Annotated in this window: 21 protein-coding genes; 15 read left to right on the top strand and 6 right to left on the bottom strand. The window is 35.8% G+C overall.

Features of this window, described 5'->3' with window-relative positions; genetic code table 11:
- Positions 1–14 precede the first annotated feature (14 nt).
- The gene (locus MKX53_RS17020) at positions 15–638 is read right to left on the bottom strand and encodes a DUF1796 family putative cysteine peptidase (protein ID WP_340912778.1); all 624 of its coding nucleotides are present in this window, start codon (positions 636–638) and stop codon (positions 15–17) included.
- Positions 639–938: 300 nt separating this feature from the next.
- Positions 939–1,310: a DUF4183 domain-containing protein gene (locus tag MKX53_RS17015; protein ID WP_340763926.1), complete on the bottom strand. Its 372-nt coding sequence runs from the start codon at positions 1,308–1,310 to the stop codon at positions 939–941.
- 164 nt (positions 1,311–1,474) lie between these two features.
- On the opposite strand from MKX53_RS17015, the gene MKX53_RS17010 reads away from it, so the two are divergent.
- The 12 genes from MKX53_RS17010 (at position 1,475) to MKX53_RS16955 (ending at position 11,745) form a co-directional block, all read left to right on the top strand.
- Positions 1,475–1,834, top strand: a complete 360-nt coding sequence (locus tag MKX53_RS17010) for a DUF4183 domain-containing protein (protein ID WP_340763925.1) — start codon at positions 1,475–1,477, stop codon at positions 1,832–1,834.
- A 69-nt stretch (positions 1,835–1,903) separates the two neighbouring features.
- Positions 1,904–3,157 carry a glycosyltransferase family 4 protein gene (locus tag MKX53_RS17005; protein WP_445678271.1) on the top strand — a complete coding sequence of 418 codons (1,254 nt, stop codon included), beginning with the start codon at positions 1,904–1,906 and terminating at the stop codon, positions 3,155–3,157.
- Between the two features lie 49 nt (positions 3,158–3,206).
- Positions 3,207–3,770: a hypothetical protein gene (locus tag MKX53_RS17000; RefSeq protein ID WP_340912774.1), complete on the top strand. Its 564-nt coding sequence runs from the start codon at positions 3,207–3,209 to the stop codon at positions 3,768–3,770.
- Between the two features lie 165 nt (positions 3,771–3,935).
- Positions 3,936–4,895 carry an NAD-dependent epimerase/dehydratase family protein gene (locus MKX53_RS16995; protein ID WP_340912773.1) on the top strand — a complete coding sequence of 320 codons (960 nt, stop codon included), beginning with the start codon at positions 3,936–3,938 and terminating at the stop codon, positions 4,893–4,895.
- Complete coding sequence (locus MKX53_RS16990) at positions 4,892–5,794, top strand: NAD-dependent epimerase/dehydratase family protein (RefSeq protein WP_340912772.1); 903 nt, start codon at positions 4,892–4,894, stop codon at positions 5,792–5,794. The genes MKX53_RS16995 and MKX53_RS16990 overlap by 4 nt, the downstream gene beginning before the upstream one ends.
- A gap of 181 nt (positions 5,795–5,975) precedes the next feature.
- A complete protein-coding gene (locus tag MKX53_RS16985) occupies positions 5,976–6,497 on the top strand; it encodes a tubby C-terminal domain-like protein (RefSeq protein ID WP_340912771.1) in 522 nt (173 codons plus the stop codon).
- A gap of 133 nt (positions 6,498–6,630) precedes the next feature.
- On the top strand, positions 6,631–7,053 hold the full coding sequence (locus MKX53_RS16980) for an organic hydroperoxide resistance protein (protein ID WP_093537408.1): 423 nt from the start codon (positions 6,631–6,633) through the stop codon (positions 7,051–7,053).
- Positions 7,054–7,072: 19 nt separating this feature from the next.
- Positions 7,073–7,510: a MarR family winged helix-turn-helix transcriptional regulator gene (locus MKX53_RS16975; protein ID WP_340912770.1), complete on the top strand. Its 438-nt coding sequence runs from the start codon at positions 7,073–7,075 to the stop codon at positions 7,508–7,510.
- A gap of 5 nt (positions 7,511–7,515) precedes the next feature.
- Positions 7,516–7,992, top strand: coding sequence for a glutathione peroxidase (locus MKX53_RS16970; protein ID WP_340763912.1), 477 nt, complete (start codon positions 7,516–7,518; stop codon positions 7,990–7,992).
- Positions 7,993–8,084: 92 nt separating this feature from the next.
- A complete protein-coding gene (locus MKX53_RS16965; RefSeq protein WP_340912768.1) occupies positions 8,085–8,435 on the top strand; it encodes a hypothetical protein in 351 nt (116 codons plus the stop codon).
- Positions 8,436–8,593: 158 nt separating this feature from the next.
- Complete coding sequence (locus tag MKX53_RS16960; protein ID WP_340912765.1) at positions 8,594–9,979, top strand: MATE family efflux transporter; 1,386 nt, start codon at positions 8,594–8,596, stop codon at positions 9,977–9,979.
- Between the two features lie 98 nt (positions 9,980–10,077).
- Positions 10,078–11,745 (top strand): diguanylate cyclase domain-containing protein, encoded by a 1,668-nt coding sequence (locus MKX53_RS16955; protein WP_340912764.1) that lies wholly within the window; start codon positions 10,078–10,080, stop codon positions 11,743–11,745.
- A gap of 69 nt (positions 11,746–11,814) precedes the next feature.
- On the opposite strand, the gene MKX53_RS16950 is transcribed toward MKX53_RS16955, so the two are convergent.
- From MKX53_RS16950 to MKX53_RS16935, 4 genes are all read right to left on the bottom strand, one after another.
- Positions 11,815–12,990, bottom strand: coding sequence for an aminotransferase class I/II-fold pyridoxal phosphate-dependent enzyme (locus tag MKX53_RS16950; protein WP_340912762.1), 1,176 nt, complete (start codon positions 12,988–12,990; stop codon positions 11,815–11,817).
- A 262-nt stretch (positions 12,991–13,252) separates the two neighbouring features.
- Positions 13,253–13,951: an ABC transporter ATP-binding protein gene (locus MKX53_RS16945; protein WP_340912759.1), complete on the bottom strand. Its 699-nt coding sequence runs from the start codon at positions 13,949–13,951 to the stop codon at positions 13,253–13,255.
- Between the two features lie 4 nt (positions 13,952–13,955).
- A complete protein-coding gene (locus tag MKX53_RS16940) occupies positions 13,956–15,026 on the bottom strand; it encodes an ABC transporter permease (protein WP_093537415.1) in 1,071 nt (356 codons plus the stop codon).
- Between the two features lie 124 nt (positions 15,027–15,150).
- Complete coding sequence (locus MKX53_RS16935) at positions 15,151–15,606, bottom strand: hypothetical protein (RefSeq protein WP_340912758.1); 456 nt, start codon at positions 15,604–15,606, stop codon at positions 15,151–15,153.
- Positions 15,607–15,760: 154 nt separating this feature from the next.
- Here MKX53_RS16935 and MKX53_RS16930 point away from each other — a divergent pair, with 154 nt between their 5' ends.
- The 3 genes from MKX53_RS16930 (at position 15,761) to MKX53_RS16920 (ending at position 19,339) form a co-directional block, all read left to right on the top strand.
- Positions 15,761–16,663 carry a MerR family transcriptional regulator gene (locus MKX53_RS16930; RefSeq protein WP_245762705.1) on the top strand — a complete coding sequence of 301 codons (903 nt, stop codon included), beginning with the start codon at positions 15,761–15,763 and terminating at the stop codon, positions 16,661–16,663.
- Between the two features lie 199 nt (positions 16,664–16,862).
- The gene (locus MKX53_RS16925) at positions 16,863–17,603 is read left to right on the top strand and encodes a gluconate 2-dehydrogenase subunit 3 family protein (RefSeq protein WP_093537416.1); all 741 of its coding nucleotides are present in this window, start codon (positions 16,863–16,865) and stop codon (positions 17,601–17,603) included.
- Positions 17,604–17,626: 23 nt separating this feature from the next.
- Positions 17,627–19,339, top strand: a complete 1,713-nt coding sequence (locus MKX53_RS16920) for a GMC family oxidoreductase (protein WP_340912756.1) — start codon at positions 17,627–17,629, stop codon at positions 19,337–19,339.
- Positions 19,340–19,358: the final 19 nt, after the last annotated feature.

The raw sequence follows: 19,358 nt of genomic DNA, 5'->3' as shown, positions 1-19,358 counted from the left end.
TTTTGTACATTAAGCTACGTACGCAAACGAATCCCGCTTAACACCTCTTCCCATAAGTCGTGATTTCCTTCCCATTTATCTTTATTAGGAAACTCAATCGAACAAACTTTTTCTAAAGGCCAACTTTTTTCTACAATTCCTGGTACATATGTGTGATTGATAAGTAGGATACTGAAGTCGTGTTTTACTATTCTGGAAAGCACGTCTTGTAAAACAGCTGCATCCTCGAGTGTACCTTCTGTTCGAACGAACAATATTCTTTTAGCATTTTCCATTTCTGAAAGAAAGCGTTGAATTCTTCGTTCATACTTCTCCATTACTTCTGCATAGCCCCCTAAATAAGTTAATGTATTTTTTTCTCCATCAAAATCATGATTGGAAACAAGATTATAGCCATCATCTGAAACGCATATAAAATCATCGGCGTAACCGATCACACGTAAGTTATCATATTCAAGAAACCCTATAAAACGATTTTCTAGCAGTTCATTTACCTTTGATAGGTCTATACTAGCCATCCAATCTAGTACGCCTGAGTATGGTCTCAAGTTGTGTTTTTTCAATTGTATGGATGCTAAGCAAAGGTCCCCAAGGCTAAATATGGCATCATATTCTCCTTTAAGTTGACTTAAATTCAATTATTTCACCTCCTTCATTCTCTAGCGTCAAGGCGTACATGCACCTTATTAATAGTTAATGCTGGAGAATGAAATAGAGCAGGGGCGAGTTTCCTATAAGTAGAAAATAATTTAAGGATAGATAATAAAGATTGCCTAGAGATTCCCCGAGATTATCTCACTAAGAAAATTGGTATTGTGTCTGTTATTGTCTTATCAATGTCCGACTTTTATCAGTGATAGTCTATACTATTCTCGATTATAATATTGCTGCGGGAAAAAATAGAGAAAGTACAAATAAAAAAAGACAGGTTTCCCTGTCTATTCTGATACTATCTCTGGATGAAAGTTGACCGTCTCCATAATAATGGGAGTACCTTTAGGAATTTCCGAATCATCGGGGAGAGAGAGAAGTAAAGAGCCTATTCCGTCTTCTCCAGCCGTATAAGAGAAATTTTCATCCATTTGTAGTACCCCATTTATATATACATTAAAGTAACTGTTGTTTAGATTTAGAACTGGTAACGATTGAGCTATTTCCCCCTGATCATTTAGAAAATCGGATGCATTAATCTTATGAGTGGTAACCTCTGTGATAGTTTCTGGCACCTCATGAAAGTAGCGTGCGACAGTAGGTGAAGTTGAAATCGTTTGTTTTGGCGTGATAGCTAATTTAACAATTTTTAAAGCCAAACGTGTTCCTCCTTTTCATTTCTCTTTCAACATATGACTAAAAGTCAGAGAGAGGTATGGGCATTTGAGCATTTTTTCGGAAAATGAGAAGAAGGGCCTAATGTATACACACTTTTATTATTTCATGGATACACTAACTTTATTTATATGTTAGGAGGGAAGAAATGATAAACCAACCGTACGTCCCGCGGAAAGCGACGGCATACTTTTCGGAGCCTTTAATCATTCCTTTAAAGGTAAGTAAGTCAGAGTCCAAAGTAGTGAGCCATAGAACGGTTGTGACAACTGAACTTTTTGTATTATCGGATGGTGTGAAGAAAGTATATACAGAACAAGATGCTATTGCTGATTGTGGGCTTCAACAAATGATGAATCCAGCAAATGCGTCTTATATGAACCTTTTTATAAACGGGATTTTACAGCCGAAAATAAATTACCTAGTATCGGAAGGAAGACTTTTGTTATTGACGGAAGATGTACCTGAAAAGGGATGTCCAATTGTTCTTCAAATGATTCAAATTTAAAAGCCCACACCAATTGAAGTCAACAGCAATAAGTATAGAACATGCGGTTAAAACGGGGAGATGTATAATTTGAAAATCTTGCTAGCCACATATTGGCCTATTCCCCATTTAGGTGGAGTTTGGAACTATATGGTTCATTTGAAAAAGAAGTTGGAACAGCTTGGACATGAAGTAAATGTACTTGGTTATGATGAGGATAATTTGAATATCCATATGATAGGTTCCGATCAAAAGATTACTAGAGACAAGTTGTTGCCATTACTTCAAGCGAAGATAAATAAAGAAAATTATCCAGAAATTTATGAAAATAAATTAGTTGAATATACAGAGTTTCAACGATATATTTTCGAACTGGGAACAGCTTACTTTGGGTTAGATGATTATGATTTGATACACACACAAGATGTTATTTCTACAGCTTGTATCGATCGAATTCGACCTAAACATGTTCCGCTCGTTGCAACTTTACATGGTTCTGTCGCACATGAAATCCATCACCAACTAACCACCATTCACAAAACGCCCAATTCTTATATTGCCAGAGCATATTACGATGACTTAGAAAAATTAGGAGCAAATACTGCGGAAATAACTGTTGTAGCGAACAATTGGTTGAAAAATATACTGATAGATGAATTTAAAGTAGCGGAGGAACAAATAAAAGTTCTCCATTATGGGTTTGATACTGAAAGCTTCATTAAGCAAATGAAAGTGAAGTCACTTATTACGCCACCAAAAAACAAAAAGGTGCTTATCTATACAGGAAGACTAATTGATCTAAAAGGAATTCAGTATTTGATAGACACTTTAGGGAAACTAAAAAAGGAACGACAAGATTGGGTTTGTTGGATAGTGGGGTCAGGGGATAGTGAATCTAAACTACGAGTTAAATGTAAGGTGCTTGGTTTAGATGATTACGTTCAATTTCTAGGGAAACGTGATGATATTCCAGCTTTATTAGGAAAGGCTGATATTTATATATTGCCAACATTGTTAGAAAATCAGCCATTGTCGTTAATCGAAGCGCAGATTGCTGGGAAAGCAACAATAGTCAGCGACGTTGGAGGTTTGCCTGAAATGGTCCAGCATAATGTGACGGGTATATTAACACCTCCTGGTGATTCTAATATGTTGTTTGAAAACATAAATTTACTTTTAGATAATGAGCAGTTGCGAAAGAAACTAGGAACAAATGCGAAAAAATGGGGTATGACACATTGGTCGATTGATCAAGGGGTAAAAAGTTTACTGGAAGTCTACAATGATGCCATTTCCATGAGGAAGAATGGTGAAGAAGATGTCCCGCATAATCCACTACATTAACCTTTTTTTTCTGGCCATATTTTACAAGTGTCAGACTTGGTGGAGAGGGTTGTGGAACCATAAAAAATCGGTGCCAGATTCGTCCATAAAAGAAGAAACCATTGTTTCATCAGAAAATTACAATTCTAGGTTTTCTAGTAATGGATTTAACTCAGAAGTAGCTATTGTTAAAGAGGTGTGGGATCAGATAGATAGTTCGATTCCAAACGAAACGCAATTTCCAAATCCTTCAACAATCAATTTGCTGAAACCGATGAAATCAGATTATTATAATTTGTTGTTTCCATATTCGCCAATAACTCCAAACTTATTTGTAGATCGGAGTGTATGGACAGATATACTGAGTAATTTGCCAGAGGGGTATGAGATTCCACCAACTGTAACCATAAAATTAATGAAACCTATGAGTAGTGAGTATTACGAAGATATTTTCTCTCCATTAGCAGGTAATTCTAAAACATTTGTGGATAATCGTATCTGGGAAGAAATTATGAAAAATCTCCCCAGCACTTATTTGATTCCTAGTACTAAAACAGATATAGGTATATGGGCAAAACGATATAATACGGCTGCACCGATTATTATGAAACATAATTTCAGCAATTCTTCTTAAAAAAATCTTCAGATGAATGATTCTTTAATGATTCATTCATTTTTTTGTTGCTTATCGAACGAATTGTCTAATCTGTTTTTGGACTTTCACACTTTTCTCAGGCACATGTCCCCATCTTTCTGTTCATCCTGCATATATTATTAAAAAGCCAAAAGGAGATTGAATATGAAAGTAATAGTTTCAGGGGGGGCGGGCTTCATAGGCTCTCATCTTGTTGATGCACTTATAGACAGAGGTATTGAGGTTCATATTATAGATAACTTGCTGTCTGGGCGGAAGGAAAATATCAATCCACAAGCACGATTACACGTCATTGATATATGTAGCGAGGAAGCAAGTAAAGTAATTATGAATATCAGACCAGATGCGTTTTATCACTTAGCTGCACAAGCCGATGTGGGAAAATCTGTACAATACCCTAAGTATGATGGAAATATAAATATTATCGGCACTCTTAATGTACTAGAGGCTTGTCGTAGGGCAAAAGTGGGGAAGTTTATATTTGCCAGCACCTCCGCTGTATACGGAAATTTAAACAATGAAATAATTTCGGAAGAAGAAATCACAGTTCCTGCTTCATTTTATGGTTTGTCCAAGTTAACTGCTGAGTCTTACATAAGGCTTTTCTACGAGCTCTATAGACAATCGTATACAATTTTAAGGTATGCCAATGTATACGGTCCGCGGCAACTTCCTAAAGGAGAGGGTGGGGTTGTTTCTGTATTTTTAGATCGACTTCAAAAAGGTGGACCTATCAATGTACATGGCGATGGACAGCAAACGAGAGACTTTATCTACGTAAAGGACATTGTTGCCGCCAATATTGCGGCATTGGAGTTAGGTGATCAAGAAACGATCCAGGTAAGTACCTCACAAAAGACTTCCATAAACGATATATTATCCTTATTAACAGAGATTCATGGAATATCCATTCAACGAGAGTTTACCGCACCGAGGGAAGGGGATATTAAAAATAGTTGCTTGTGCAATGAAAAAGCTAGAAATCTATTAAACTGGAATCCGTCATATACAATCGAGGATGGTTTAAGAGAAACGTATACATTTAATAAGCAATTAGAAAGAGATATTTCTAGTGCATATTTTGAGAACGAGCTAATGGGATGACCAACCAGACGAAGTTATTAATAACAGGGGCCACAGGTTTTACAGGTATTCATGCCTGTCGTCATTTTCAACAAGCTGGCTACGAAGTAATTGGAGTTTCTAGAAAGCCATTTACTTTAGAAGGTAGTCAAATGCAAATCGAACCATGTGATTTAACAAATAAAAATGAAATAATGGACTTGATACAAAAGCACAATCCAGACAGAGTCCTCCATTTGGCAGGGCAAAATCATGTACCCTCATCCTGGACAAATCCAATCGCTTCTTTAGAAGTAAATACAATGTCCACAGCTTATTTACTGGAAGCAATTAGACATGAAATTCCTGAATGTAGGGTTGTAGTCGTGGGGTCTACTCTTCAATTTGATATAAATGATATTACAACTTTGGAACATCCATATAGCTTAAGTAAAACCTTACAAGCATTGGTAGCAAGGTCTTGGCAGTTATTATATGAAATGGATATTGTCATTGCAAACCCATCGAATTTAATAGGTCCAGGAAAATCAAACGGGGTTTGCTCTATTTTAGCTAAAAAGGTTGCAGAGATGGAATTACTAGGGTCAGAAAAAGTTCTCAAGATAAACAATTTGTTGGCCCAACGCGATTTTCTAGATGTGCGTGATGCAGTTAGTGGATATGAAATTATTTTTAATAAAAGTCAATCTGGTAGTATGCATAATATAACCTCGGGACTGCCAAGATACTTAAAAGAAATTACTGGTAGTTTGCAGGCCATTTCTAGTGTTGAGTTCACAGTGGAGTCTATTGAAGATAAATTAGAAGAAAAAGAGATTATGCATTCTTCTAATCTTATAGTAGAAAATATGTCATCTTTTATCCCCTTCGATAAATCAATGGAAGATATTCTAAATTACCAGCGTAAATCGCTAGCATAAATGATAAAATCTATAAGTGCAGATAATGTTGTTGAATGCTCATGAGCTAATATGATTCATGAGCATTACTTTGGTACATATAGATTTAGAAGAGCCTAAATCTATTAGAGCTTAATAGGGATTTGTTTCCCGGGAAATAATTTAGTCGAGTTATGTAGTAATTTTCACAGGAGGAATAAACGTGGCTAACTATACATACGAACAACCGGTTAATATTGCAGAGAATCCGAAAACCCCTGTTTACAATGAAAGAGGAGAAGTTGTTTTTATATTTCAACGATATTATTCTAATGGTTTAAAAAAACGGTTAGATAAAATAATGGATTACCGTTACTTTCTTATCTATAACGTTTACGATACTAACGAGAATTTAATTTGCATGTGTAAAAAACTATCTCGAAAAGGTAGGGTTTATTTTGAGGTTTATGACTATATTAACGAGAATAAATACTTAGTTGCTTATGATAAATGGAAAGAGCTCGTTCCAGACTTACTAATATCAGATGGTAATGTACAGATAAAATTGGATAAGGAAATGGAAGACTGGTCTAAGTTTATCTATAATGATAGTGAGATCGCGAAGTGGAAGGCAGAGCTTAATGATTTATTTAAAATTCAGCTTGAAGTGAATGATAACTCCCCTGTAAATAATGTCGGATTTTATATCGCGATTAGTCAGTGTGTATTGTTTATAGGTTCTTAAATAAAAGTGTGTGGAATTTTCTGATGGAAAATTTCATACACTTTTTTGTAATGCATATTATTTTACATCGTACACGATATAGTTTAATCTGATAATTAGATGGAACGCAATACAAACTAGAGGAGGAAAGAAAATGAAAACATTATACGAAACAACTATTGTAAATACTGGTGGACGACAAGGTGAGGTACATTCATTAGATAATATATTTTATTTGGACATTGCTAAACCACAAGCTTTAGGCGGGGAAGCGACTACAGCATCAAATCCAGAACAACTTTTTGCTGCGGGATACAGTTCTTGCTTTAACAGTGCTTTAGAGCTTGTGTTAGAACAGGATAAAGTAAAAGTAGAAAAAAGTGAAGTTACTGCTACTATTTCATTGATCGCGGACAAAGAAAACGGCGGAGTGAAATTAGCTGCGAAGCTAGAAGTAGAGATTTTTGGGTTAGACGATCATGAGTTGAAAGAAAAGTATGTGAAAAAAGCGCATGATTACTGCCCATATTCAAAAGCAGTAAAAAATTCCATTGATGTAGAAATAATCGTAAAATAATAATTTAGGTGTGATTTTCATGAACAATCCTTCCAAGTTGGAACAGCAGCTATGCTTCGAGGTTTATAAAGCATCTAGTAACTTTTCTAAGTTGTATGCACGAACTTTGGAGCCATTCCATTTAACATTCTCTCAATATCTAGTATTGCTCACGTTATGGGAACAGAATAACTTGTTAGTGAAGGATATCGGAAATCAATTAGGTCTAGGAATTGGAACCTTAAATCCAATTATTAACCGAATGATTACAAATGGATGGCTTAACAAAGAGCAGTCTGACAAGGATAAACGAGCATTCGTCATTTCATTGACAGAAAAGGCATTAGAGCAAGAAAAACCAATCGAACGGGCAATTATTAGTAAAATTACTAGCTGCAATTATTTAGATATTAACGCCAAGACTTTAATGACTAACCTTAAAGAGTTAAATGCATTTCTAAATCAACTTAAGGAGTGAGTAATTTGAGTATCTATGATATTAAAGTGAAAAAATCGGACGGCCAAGAGTACGAATTAAATGAGTATAAGGGAAAACCAATGCTTATCGTAAACACAGCAACTAAATGTGGATTAAGCGGTCAGTTTGATGGGCTTGAAAAAATATATAATGAGTATAAAGAAGAAGGGCTTGTTGTTTTAGGATTCCCGTCGAATCAATTTAAACAAGAGTTAGGTAACGCGGAAGAAGCCGAGCAAGCATGTCGAATGAGCTATGGTGTTACATTTCCAATGCATGAAATGACTAAGTTAAATGGTAAAGAAGCGCACCCGCTATTTCAACATTTAACATCTAATAGTAAAGGGATATTGTCAAAAAGCATCAAATGGAATTTCACTAAATTTCTTGTCGATAAAAATGGTAATATCATAAAAAGATATGCACCAACGGATAGTCCGGAATCGATAAAAGCCGACATTGCAAAAGTAGTTGCTGAATAACCCTCAACAAAACAAGACTCCATTTAACTTTTTATGTTTAATCTTGAGAGAAAAAAGGAATAATAGTGAAAAAGATGAAATGGGGAAAACCTATGGGGAGATTAGTAGAGAAAGAACAGATTCTTTTAGCTTACTACGTTTGTAATTTCTTGGAAAAAAACGATAAAAATGCTGAAGAATTAGGGGAAGTTTTAACAAAGGCATTAGGAGATAATTTGACTAGTATTCAGGAAGCACTAAACAACAAAGGTTTGCTGAGTGACCATGACCAAATGATTACTAATGAAGGAATATTATATATAGACAATATTTTACACATCCAATCTGATGCTGTAGAGCGAAATAAATTAGCTTATGTAAAGGATAATCTTTTGACATATGAAATAGAGTTATCTGTTCCAGAGATTAAAGAGTATATTCATAAACATATAGGGATTGAATAATAATAATTGCACGTTTGACTTCCTCAATAGTCAAACGTGTATTTTTGTATGAAGGATCAGGAGAAATTTAGTATTAAGTCAAAAAACCAATAGGAGAAAATTAGTTTCTATGGTAAGATTCTTCTTATTAAAAATTTCAGGATAAAGAAGGAGTAGCAGTGGTAGTCACTAAAAAGAACAATTTAGGGGAAAGGTTAAGCTTATTTACTTTGACTTGGCCGATATTTTTAGAAGTATTTTTATTTATGTTAATGGGAATAGCCGATACTTTTATGCTCAGTGCACTCTCGGATGATGCAGTATCAGGAGTGGGAGCGGCAAATCAGTATATTCACATAGCTATATTAGTATTAGAAGTTGTCGGTAATGGTGCGGCGATTGTCGTTTCTCAATATCTAGGATCAAAACGTTATGTAGAAGCATCAAAGATATCAGGTTTGGCAGTGACATTAAATTTATGTGTCGGAGTAATCCTGAGTATTGGTTTTGTTCTATTTTCCAAAAAAATGATGGTTGCGATGAATTTGCAAGGCGATGTATTAGCTCACGCAAATCAATATTTGACAATTGTTGGTGGAGCAATTTTTTTACAAGCCATTATTAATGCTCTCGCAGCTATTATTCGTGTACATGGATATACAAAACAGACCATGCTTGTTTCTCTTGGTATGAATGTTTTTCATGTAATAGGAAATTACGCGTTAATTTTCGGGAAATTTGGTTTTCCAGAACTAGGAGTACAAGGTGCGGCTATTTCATCTGTATTAAGTCGTTTTATAGCTTTGCTTGTCTTTTTCTGGTTGCTTTATCGGGTAATGGAGTACCGTGTGCAAGTGCATTATTATTTCACTCTGTCGAAAGAATATATTGCAAAAATTTTACGGATCGGTCTTCCGTCTGCATTTGAACAGATTTTGTATCAGGGTTGTCAAATTGTGTTCCTGTACTATGTGACCTATTTAGGAGCCGAATCATTGGCTGCAAGACAATATGCAGTAAATATATCGATGTTCACATACTTGTTTGCAATTGCTATTGGAATGGGAACGGCAATTATCGTCGGGCGACTTGTAGGTGCAAATGAAAAAGAGGAAGCATATAAGTCCGTCTGGTTTAGTGTGAAATGGGCAGTTATTTTTACAGTAACAATGGTGACGATTGTCATAGTATTACGCTATCCATTAATGGGATTATTCACTGACAATAAAGAAATAATTGAGATAGGTGCATCTGTACTATTATTAAGTTTTCTTTTAGAAACTGGTCGGACGATAAATATAGTCATTATCAATTCTTTACGTGCAGCAGGTGATGCAACTTTTCCTGTATTTGTGGGAGCCTTGTCAATGGTAATGATGAGTTTACCGTTAGGATACTTTTTAATATTTGTACTCGATCTAGGGTTAGTTGGAGTTTGGTTAGCCATAGCAGCAGATGAATGGACCCGCGCTACAATTATGTTCTTTAGATGGAAAAGCAGACGTTGGGAAAAGTTTGCGCTTATACAACCTTCAAAAGGGGAAGACAGACCAAGAGGTAGCTAGATAATTTCCTATCTGGCTCATTCTTGGTCTGTTTTTCCATTCAATAAGCTTAGTAGTGTATATTTAAATATAAATATTGTATTAAGAGGTGAATGAACATGGCGAATGAAAATCTATCATTAGTTAAAGCGCTTATGTATGGAATTCCAGAAATGGTCTTTATATTGAGGGTCGAAGAAAAAAAACAATTTATATGTGAGTTTTTAAATACATCTTTGAAAAATATATTGAACCTAACTCATGAAGCAGTTGGAAAATCGTTACATGGCATTCTCTCTGAAGAACCTGCAAACAAGCTACAAAAAGAATGTATGGAAGTGATCAAGAAGAAGAAAATTCACTTGTTTAAGGAATATATTAAGATTAAAACGGGTGACAGAATTTATGTTGAGATAACTTTAACACCAATCCTAAACGAGGATGAAGTATGTACGCATATCGTGGCTCTAGCAAAGGACATAACAACTGAGAGATTAATAGAAATCGAAAAGATGAAAAGTCAAAGTCAGTTGGCAGCAACAGAATCCGAATATAGATCTCTCTATGACCATAATCCCGATGCTATATTTAAAATTGATTTGGAAGGATATATAACTAGTGGAAATCGTGCACTGGAACAATTGAGTGGTTATACAGTGAACGAACTTATTGGAGAATTTTTTATCGACTTTGTAGAAATAAAAGACAAAGAAGAAGCGAAAGAATGTCTTGCTCAAGCATTAAACGGTGAACTGAGGGACTATCGGTTAAACTTTTTGGGCAAATCGGGAACTTTAATGGGATGCTTAGTAAAACTAACTCCAATTATATTAGACGGACGGCAAACGGGCATTTTCGTCGGAGTAAAAGATATGAGAGAGTTAGACAAGCTTGCAAGCAAATATATTGATAGTGAAGAAAAGTTTCGTATTATAGCAGAAAATGTACAAGACGTTATTATTTTATTGAACGATAAGCAAGAGTATTTATATGTCTCACCTTCTGGCAAAGAAATATTTGAATATGACCAACAAATTGGGGAAAAGCATCCATTTTTGAATATACATCCAGGAGATGTAGTGCTTTTAGAAGACCGTTTTCAACAAGCTATTAAAGACAAGAAATCTTACAAAGTTGAGCTAAAAGCAATGCATGTAAATAAGGGGTGGATATGGACTGAACTAAATGGTACCCCGGTATTTGATGACAATGGCAAGTTTAAATACATGCTACTAATTGCTCGTGATATTTCGTTGCAAAAAGAGAATGTAGACCAATTAGAGTATTATGCCTACCATGATTCTTTAACAGGATTACCAAATAGGCGTTATTTTACAAATCGCCTTCAGGAAATTTTAGAGCAAGAAGAAAAAACGGGTGAAGGCTTTGCGGTAATCCTAATAGACATTGATGACTTTAAACAAATCAACGATAACTTTGGACATGAAACAGGAGACGATGTTATTCAAGAGTTTGGTAGCAGGTTAAGGGAAGTCCTAGATTCCAAAGATTTTGTAGCGAGATTAGGGGGAGATGAATTTATCGCCTTAATCGCCAATATCCACGAGGAAGGTCAAATCTTGGAAAAGGTAGAAAATATTCAGCAAGCTATCCAGGCTTCTTGGTCAATCGATGATTATGTATTGAATATTTCTGCAAGTATTGGTATTGCATTTTCTTCTATAAGTGGTTCTACGGCTACATCCGTTTTTAAAGAAGCGGATAAGGCTATGTATGATGCTAAAAATTCCGGTAAAAATTTAGTTCGTTTTAATCATTCCAATTAAAAAGCAATCTCAAGTCGTGAAATGACTAGAGATTGCTTTTTTATTTTTTAGATCTAGAAATGAAGATATTCAGCAAATTGAAAGTGCTTTTAACTTCTTTAATTGTTCCACTGCTAGTTTCAGTATATTAATATCTTGTACTAATGCAATGCGAACATAACCAGCACCAGCGGATCCAAAAACAGTGCCTGGTACCATTACAACACCAGTTTGATCGATTACTTCAAATACAAAATCCTTGTCATTCATTTCATAGGGATATTTTGCCCAAACGAACATCCCTCCAGTAGAAGGTGCAACCTTCCAACCCAGATCAGTTAAAGCCTGGGTTAGGAAATGATATCTCTCGGAAAATATCTTACGTAGTCGATCTGTTATTTCCTCTGCGTGATTTAAGACAACAATACCAGCTTCTTGAATAGGGCCGTAAATCCCAAAGTCTAAATTCGACTTTAATTGTTTCATAATATTAATCATCTCTTCATTTCCTGCAATATAAGCAATGCGTGTTCCTGCTAGACTAAAGCTCTTCGATAAAGAGTTAATCTCCATACCTACTTCTAGAGCTCCTGGTGTTGAGAGGAAACTGTTCGGTGCATCGCCAGTAAAATAGAATTCTGAATAAGCCGCATCATGCAAAATAATAATATTGTACTTATTAGCAAAAGCTACGACTCTTTCAAAGAAAATCGGATCAGGCATTGCTGGAACCGGATTTCCAGGTAAATTCAATATCATTAGCTTTGCCTTTACCGCAACTTCTTCTGGTATTGCATCTAGATTAGGTAAAAAATCGTTTTCTTCTAATAGCTCCATATAATAGGGTTTAGCACCGGCAAGTTTAATGCCAGCGTCATAGGCTACATATCCAGGGTTTGTCGTAAGAATGATATCTCCTTCATCACAAAAGGCAATTGGTAGATGAACGAGTCCTTCTTGGGAACCCATTGTTTGAACAATTTGCGTCTCTGGATTTAATATAACATTGGAACGACGCTTATAATAATTTGCAACAGCTTCATTGAAACGTTTAGTTCCGGTAAGTGTATAACCGTATGAATCCGTTGCAAAGCTAAGATCTGATAATACTTTTCTAGCACGTTCATCTGGTGGAAGGTCAGGGCTGCCTAAGCTTAAATCATATAAGTCAAAACCTTGAGCTTGCTTTGCAGCAGCTGCGGCTTTCAAATCTCCAAAAATAGCTTTTTCAAATAACGACATTTTAGTAGATGGTTGAACTTTCAATATAAGCACTCCTAACTCATTAATAAAATTTTATGTTTTATGATATCACAATTTTCAATATAATTGTGAGAAACATGAACGCGATATATTACAAATGGTAAAAAAGAAGAATCCAACAGTTTTTCACCTCAACTAAAGATATCAAATTCATGAAAAAAGGAGTATTGATTGTGACGGGTGTCACAGCCAATACTCCTAGAAATTCTGTAGTCTTATAGTGGGAATTCTATCCAGATTCGAAAGCGATAGAAAAGGCTTTTCTTTAAAGGCTTGCTTGCGATGTTTTAGATGTTTCCTTCAATTTTAGTACACCATCCGTCATTTCATAAACCTTATCGCAATACTCTATTAGACGAGTATCATGCGTCACGACGATTGTAGTTGTTTTATTTTGTGTTGTTTCTTTTTTCAATAATTCCATCACTTCATAGGCCTTTTCCGAATCTAGAGATGCGGTAGGCTCATCTGCGAGGAGAATGGAAGGTTTGCTATATAAGGCTTTAGCAATAGCGACACGTTGACGTTCACCACCAGATAAATCAGCGGGATATTTTTTTCGTAATTCTTTAATGCCAAGATTATCGTATAACGCATTCAATTCCTCTTTGCTCATATTATCTTTTTTTACATTATCTAATAATTTCATTTGATTATCGACATTTAAAAATGGTACTAGATTAGATGCTTGCAAGATAAAACCTATTTCTTTTAGTCTAATTTTGGAGCGTTGTTTTTCATTTAAATCGGCAAGATCCTTGTTATTTACTAATATAGCTCCACTTGTGGGAGTTTGTAGTCCACCTGCAACTGTTAAAAAGGTACTTTTCCCGGATCCTGAAGGACCAATGACTGCTATTAACTCCCCTGGTTCAGCAGAAAAATTAGTTTCTTTTAAAGCATCTACCTTCATATGTCCACTGCCAAATGATTTTTTTACATTATTAAGTTCTAAAATAGCCAATTCATTAACCTCCTATCGCTTTAAGCGGATCAATTTTTACGATTGTTAACACGGAGAATACAGCTCCAAGAATTGCCACAACTATTAATATTACTCCGTAAATAATCATGGTTGGAATATCAAATGCGACCGGAACAGCACTAGGTAAGAATTCTCCAGAAATTAGAGTTAGAGCAAAGCCAACAACTACACCAATGAAGGCCAATAAGAATGTTTGGGCAATTACCGAACGAGATAAATAGCCGTTGGAAATACCTTGTGCTTTCATAACTCCGAACATACTAATCTTCTGAACTGTTAATACATAAAGGAAGATTGCCACTATAACAGACGAAATCCCAAATAAGAAATAAATCATAAAGTTTAAAGTTAAGGCTTGTTCTGTATAACCGGGAAGGTTTTCTATAAACTCTTCTACTTCAATAACCTCTAAATCTTCATTCGATGTTGAGATGGAAGAGAAGTCGTCACCACGAACAACGATCCCATTTATTTGTGTTTCATTTTCTGCGGCGCCTTCACCGAACTTGACCTTTTGGAAAGTAGTTACATCCCCATAAAGGACTGGAGCGGCATTGAAACGTGCGCTATCTGTAAATCCTACAATGGTTAACTTTTCATCAGTAGAGGATAGTTCAAGTTCATCACCCAGTTTAAATCCGTCCTCTTTAAGCGTATCGCTAGCAATCACTTCGTTGTCGCCTGCAAACTTTTCACCCTCTGTTACTTTGGGCATTATAAATTCTTCCGAATCAATACCGAAAAGAGCAATATTTTGTTTTGCATCGCCATTTCTAGCGATTGAATTTAACTGTCCAAGAGTGGCAGTATCATTGTCCTTAATGTTATCCGCTTCTTCGGTAGTTAGAGAAGATTGAGGTAAACTTTTATCGGACTCCTCGGTTAATACGATTGCCGTAGCATCCCATTTGTCTACGGCTTCTCTATTTAGACTAGCTAAGCCTGTTGCTAAACCAGATAAGAAAAATACTAAATAGGACACTAGCATTAATACTCCAACGATTAATGCAAATCGAAGTTTGTTCTTTTTAATTTCATTCCACGCTAAAAACATACTTTGTCACATCCTGTAGGTTAATTTGATAAATGAATCATAACATATTAATTTAATTTTGTCTAACCTTTGTCTAATCTTTTTCAGTTAAATAAAAAAGCAGATAATGCCTCTGCACACGAGGTTATCTGCTCCAGTACCTGCTTGCCAATAAAATACCCAGAATAGAACCATACAAAACATGTCCTACCATCCAATAAATAAAAGATGGAAGGCTACTGATGGGTGGAGTTCTTTCCGATAAAATAGTAGTTGGATAGTATAAACCTCCAATGATAAAACTAACAAAGACGCAGAGGGCTATAATTGTAATAGCAGATATCGTTGGAAGTTGCCGTATTATTAATATTAAAACAATAGAAAGTACTACAGAAACAATCAAATGAAATATAACTTCGACTACTTCCGGAAACTTAAACTCATTTAAAATAGGGATGTAGTCAATGTTTAATAGTAAGGTATAAACTTTATAACCCGTCATGAATTGAATTACTTTTAAAAATAAGGTTAATACTAAGCCTGCAATCATTCCGTATATAGCAGCTCTTAGTAAGAATTTATTATGAGTGTATAAATTCATTACAGTTCACGCCCTTGTAAAATAGTTTATTATTCTATTCGTCAAATCGTTGTATAGCGTTTGTCTATTGTGTGTTATACTGTTTTTTATTATAATGTAGCATATATACATTATTAATAGATACAAATTAATGGCAAGAGAGGGGGTAACATTTGTGAGCCAAACAGGGATGACTGGAATATATACGATCCAACAAGTTTCTAATGTCACGGGTTTGTCTAAACAAGTTATCCGTAAGTGGGAAGAGCGTTATGAATTTATACAACCTGAACGATTAGAAAACGGGTATAGAGTATATAGCGAAAAAGATGTAAATGCATTATTACGAGTTAAGCTTCTCTCAGAAAAAGGCTACTCTATCAAGCAAGCTGTGGATATGTTAGAAAAAGAACCGGAGCAAACAGAGTCACTCTTCTTAGAGGAACCATCTGATTATAAAAAATTTAATGATTATGTGATTCAGTTACTGGAAAAAGGTACTTATTGTGATGAAGTCGAGATAAACCTAATACTACAACAGGCTTATCATCATTTAGGATTAGAGTTATTCATTAGTAAGGTCATTATTCCTTTTTTACAAGAAGTAGGGGATAGATGGGAAAGAGATGAGTGGGACGAATACCAAGAGGCAGTTTCTAGTATGAGTGTTCGTGATTATTTGATACAAATAAGAAAAACGTTTCAATTAAGAGATGATGCACCTTTAGTTATTGGTGCATGCTTACCGGATGAGCATCATGAGCTGCCTATGCATATAGTATTGCTTCAGTTCATGCTAAGAGGTTGGAAAACTGTATTAGTTGGTGCTTCACCAGCGCCAGGTGCGATAGAGTCATTAGTCCAAAAGTTAAAGCCTAAATTAGTGTTACTATCTGCTTCAACTACTTTGCCATTTGAAAAAGATCCTAAGTTAATCCGAAGGCTCGATCATTTTGCAAGTGAACAGGAACATATTACCTTCTATTTGGGGGGAATGGGTTCTCATATGTATTTAAAAGAAAAAAAATTAAAATCTATTCACTTAAGTGAAGATTTGGAAGAAATTCTAAAGAAATAATAAACGTTACTAACTCCTCAGAAGAGAGTTAGTGACGTTTTTTTGTATTTAGTATCATGGAACAATTGATGATGTGGTGGAATATAGGGAATTTAATAGAGCATTATCGTGGTGGATTAATGTTTAGAAATTTATAAACTTGTATATCCTTTTGTAAGCAGTTACTAGTAAGATCATTATCTTGGAGGAGTCAGTGAAAATGACAGAAAAACCAAAAAACTATTCAAGAAGAGACTTTCTTAAGACTACAGGAATTGCAACTGGTGCATTAATAGGTGGCGGGTTAATAGGTGGGTTAGTTGGGTTAAATGTCGATAAGGATGATCAGCATGTATCTGATACAGGCAATACCAATCATGAAATGGGCACTAATGGGGGATTTCAGTTCTTTCAAAATCAAAGAGAATTTAATGTAATCTCGAATGCAACGGAACGTATCTTTCCAAAGGATGATATAGGGCCGGGGGCAATAGATTTAGGGGTCCCTTATTTTATTGATCGTCAGCTGGCGGGACAATATGGAAGTAATACGAAAGAATACATGCAAGGGCCGTTTGCTGTAGGTGCTAAAACTCAAGGTTATCAGAGTCGATTGACAAGAGCGTCTATTTTTAGACAGGGAATTGCCGTATTGGATGAAGAAGCGAACAAACGATTTGAAAAAGGATTTTCCAGTATAGAAGCTGAGCAAATGGATGAAATATTAACAGCTTTTCAAAATGATGAAATTCCCATGACAGGAGTTACTTCCGCATTTTTCTTCCGTCTACTTCGCACGGCGACATTGGAGGGTGCTTATGCAGATCCAATGTATGGTGGAAATCGAAATATGGATGGCTGGAAGATGAAAGAGTTTCCTGGTCACCAAATGTCCTATATTAACGTAATCGATAAGGAAAAGTTCCAAAAAATTGCACCACAACCACTTGGTGGAATGTAAAGGAAAGTAGAGGGATAAAATTTATGGCTACAACATTATCAAAAGTTGACGTGGTTGTCGTTGGTTTGGGTTGGACCGGAGGAATCATCGCAGCTGAATGTGCAAAAGCCGGTTTGAAGGTAATTGGTTTAGAAAGAGGAAGAAAACGCGGTACAGAGGACTTTCAGCAAATACATGACGAATATAGATATGCCGTTCGTTACGAGCTAATGCAGGACGTAGCAAAGGAGACCATTACTATTCGCAATAACCGTAAGATGCCAGCGTTGCCGATGAGGCAGATGAGCTCATTCCTACTCGGTGATGGGTTAGGTGGTTCGGGAACACATTGGAATGGTCATACATGGAGGTTCTATCCATATGATTTTCAAATTAAAACAATGACAGATGAAAAATATGGTCCAAACAAATTATCTAGTGATTATTTGCTTCAAGATTGGGGCGTTACTTATGATGAAATGGAACCTTATTTTTATAAATATGATCAGACTGCTGGAATCTCAGGAGAAGATAAAAATCCTTTTTGGGGGAAGAGAGCGCAGGATTTCCCTACCCCTCCTATGAAAAGAACGCCTATTTTGAAAAAGTTTGAAGGGGCAACCCAATCACTAGGGTATTCTCCGTTTATGCTCCCATCAGCTAATTTATCAGAAGCTTACACAAACCCCGATGGAGAAGTCATAAATGCTTGTCAATACTGTGGTTTTTGTGAACGATTTGGCTGTGAATATGGAGCAAAAACATCGCCGGAAATAACCGTTATTCCGACCGCAACCAAAACCGGTAATTTTGAGACAAAATTTCATGCAAATGTTGTAGAGGTCATAAAAAGCGGAAATAAGGTTACCGGTGTAAGGTATTTGGACACGGAGTCTGGAGAAGAGTTTATCCAAGAAGCTGAAGTAGTTGTTCTAGCAAGTTACGTTATGAATAACGCTAAGTTGCTTATGGTATCTAATATTGGTCAACAATATGACCCGGAAACTGGTAAGGGAACGCTTGGTAAAAATTATTGTTATCAAATATTACCCGGTGCAAATGGATACTTTGAAGAACAAATGAACACCTTTATGGGGGCTGGTGCTCTTGGAATGACAATTGATGACTTTAACGCAGATAATTTTGATCATAGCGACTTAGATTTTATACATGGTGGTAGTATTTCCATAACGCAAACTGGATATAGACCTATTGAAACAAATCCAATACAACAAGGGACGCCAACTTGGGGAGCAGAGTTCAAGAAAAATTCTATCTACAATTACACACGGTCTTTATCCATCGGAACTCAGGGTGCATCGATGCCCCATAAGGAGAACTATCTATCCCTAGACACTAAATATAAGGATGTCTATGGTCTTCCACTCTTACAAATGACCTATAATTTTACAGATCAGGATAGAGCATTGCATAAGTTTATTACAGAAAAAACTGTAAATATCATGAAGGAAATGGGAGCAAAAACGGTAGAAGGAAAAGCGCCAATAACTGATTATGATATTGTAGGTTATCAAACGACTCATAATACGGGTGGGACTATTATGGGAGCTAGTCCAGAAAATAGTGTAGTAAATCCATTTTTACAACATTGGGATGCAGAAAACTTGTTTGTAGTAGGGGCTGGGAACTTTCCGCATAATGGGGGTTACAATCCTACAGGAACAGTTGCAGCTCTGGCTTATAGAAGTGCAGAAGGAATTATTAAATATAGTAAATCGGGTGGCTCGCTCGTGTAGTTGTAATATCAGACCCCAT

This window comes from Psychrobacillus sp. FSL K6-4615 (assembly GCF_038008225.1).
Taxonomy (GTDB): Bacteria; Bacillota; Bacilli; order Bacillales_A; family Planococcaceae; genus Psychrobacillus; species Psychrobacillus psychrotolerans.
Note: the sequence above shows the minus strand (reverse complement) of the source record. Positions and strands in the feature narration are given on the sequence as shown.

Excerpts from the sequence above, each read along its gene's own strand:
- MKX53_RS17010 (WP_340763925.1), top strand. The coding sequence starts at position 1,475 with ATGATAAACCAACCGTACGTCCCGCGGAAAGCGACGGCATACTTTTCG.
- MKX53_RS16925 (WP_093537416.1), top strand. The coding sequence starts at position 16,863 with ATGACAGAAAAACCAAAAAACTATTCAAGAAGAGACTTTCTTAAGACT.
- MKX53_RS16975 (WP_340912770.1), top strand. The coding sequence starts at position 7,073 with ATGAACAATCCTTCCAAGTTGGAACAGCAGCTATGCTTCGAGGTTTAT.
- MKX53_RS16940 (WP_093537415.1), bottom strand. The coding sequence starts at position 15,026 with ATGTTTTTAGCGTGGAATGAAATTAAAAAGAACAAACTTCGATTTGCA.
- MKX53_RS16980 (WP_093537408.1), top strand. The coding sequence starts at position 6,631 with ATGAAAACATTATACGAAACAACTATTGTAAATACTGGTGGACGACAA.
- MKX53_RS16995 (WP_340912773.1), top strand. The coding sequence starts at position 3,936 with ATGAAAGTAATAGTTTCAGGGGGGGCGGGCTTCATAGGCTCTCATCTT.
- MKX53_RS16935 (WP_340912758.1), bottom strand. The coding sequence starts at position 15,606 with ATGAATTTATACACTCATAATAAATTCTTACTAAGAGCTGCTATATAC.
- MKX53_RS16955 (WP_340912764.1), top strand. The coding sequence starts at position 10,078 with ATGGCGAATGAAAATCTATCATTAGTTAAAGCGCTTATGTATGGAATT.
- MKX53_RS16990 (WP_340912772.1), top strand. The coding sequence starts at position 4,892 with ATGACCAACCAGACGAAGTTATTAATAACAGGGGCCACAGGTTTTACA.
- MKX53_RS16920 (WP_340912756.1), top strand. The coding sequence starts at position 17,627 with ATGGCTACAACATTATCAAAAGTTGACGTGGTTGTCGTTGGTTTGGGT.
- MKX53_RS16965 (WP_340912768.1), top strand. The coding sequence starts at position 8,085 with ATGGGGAGATTAGTAGAGAAAGAACAGATTCTTTTAGCTTACTACGTT.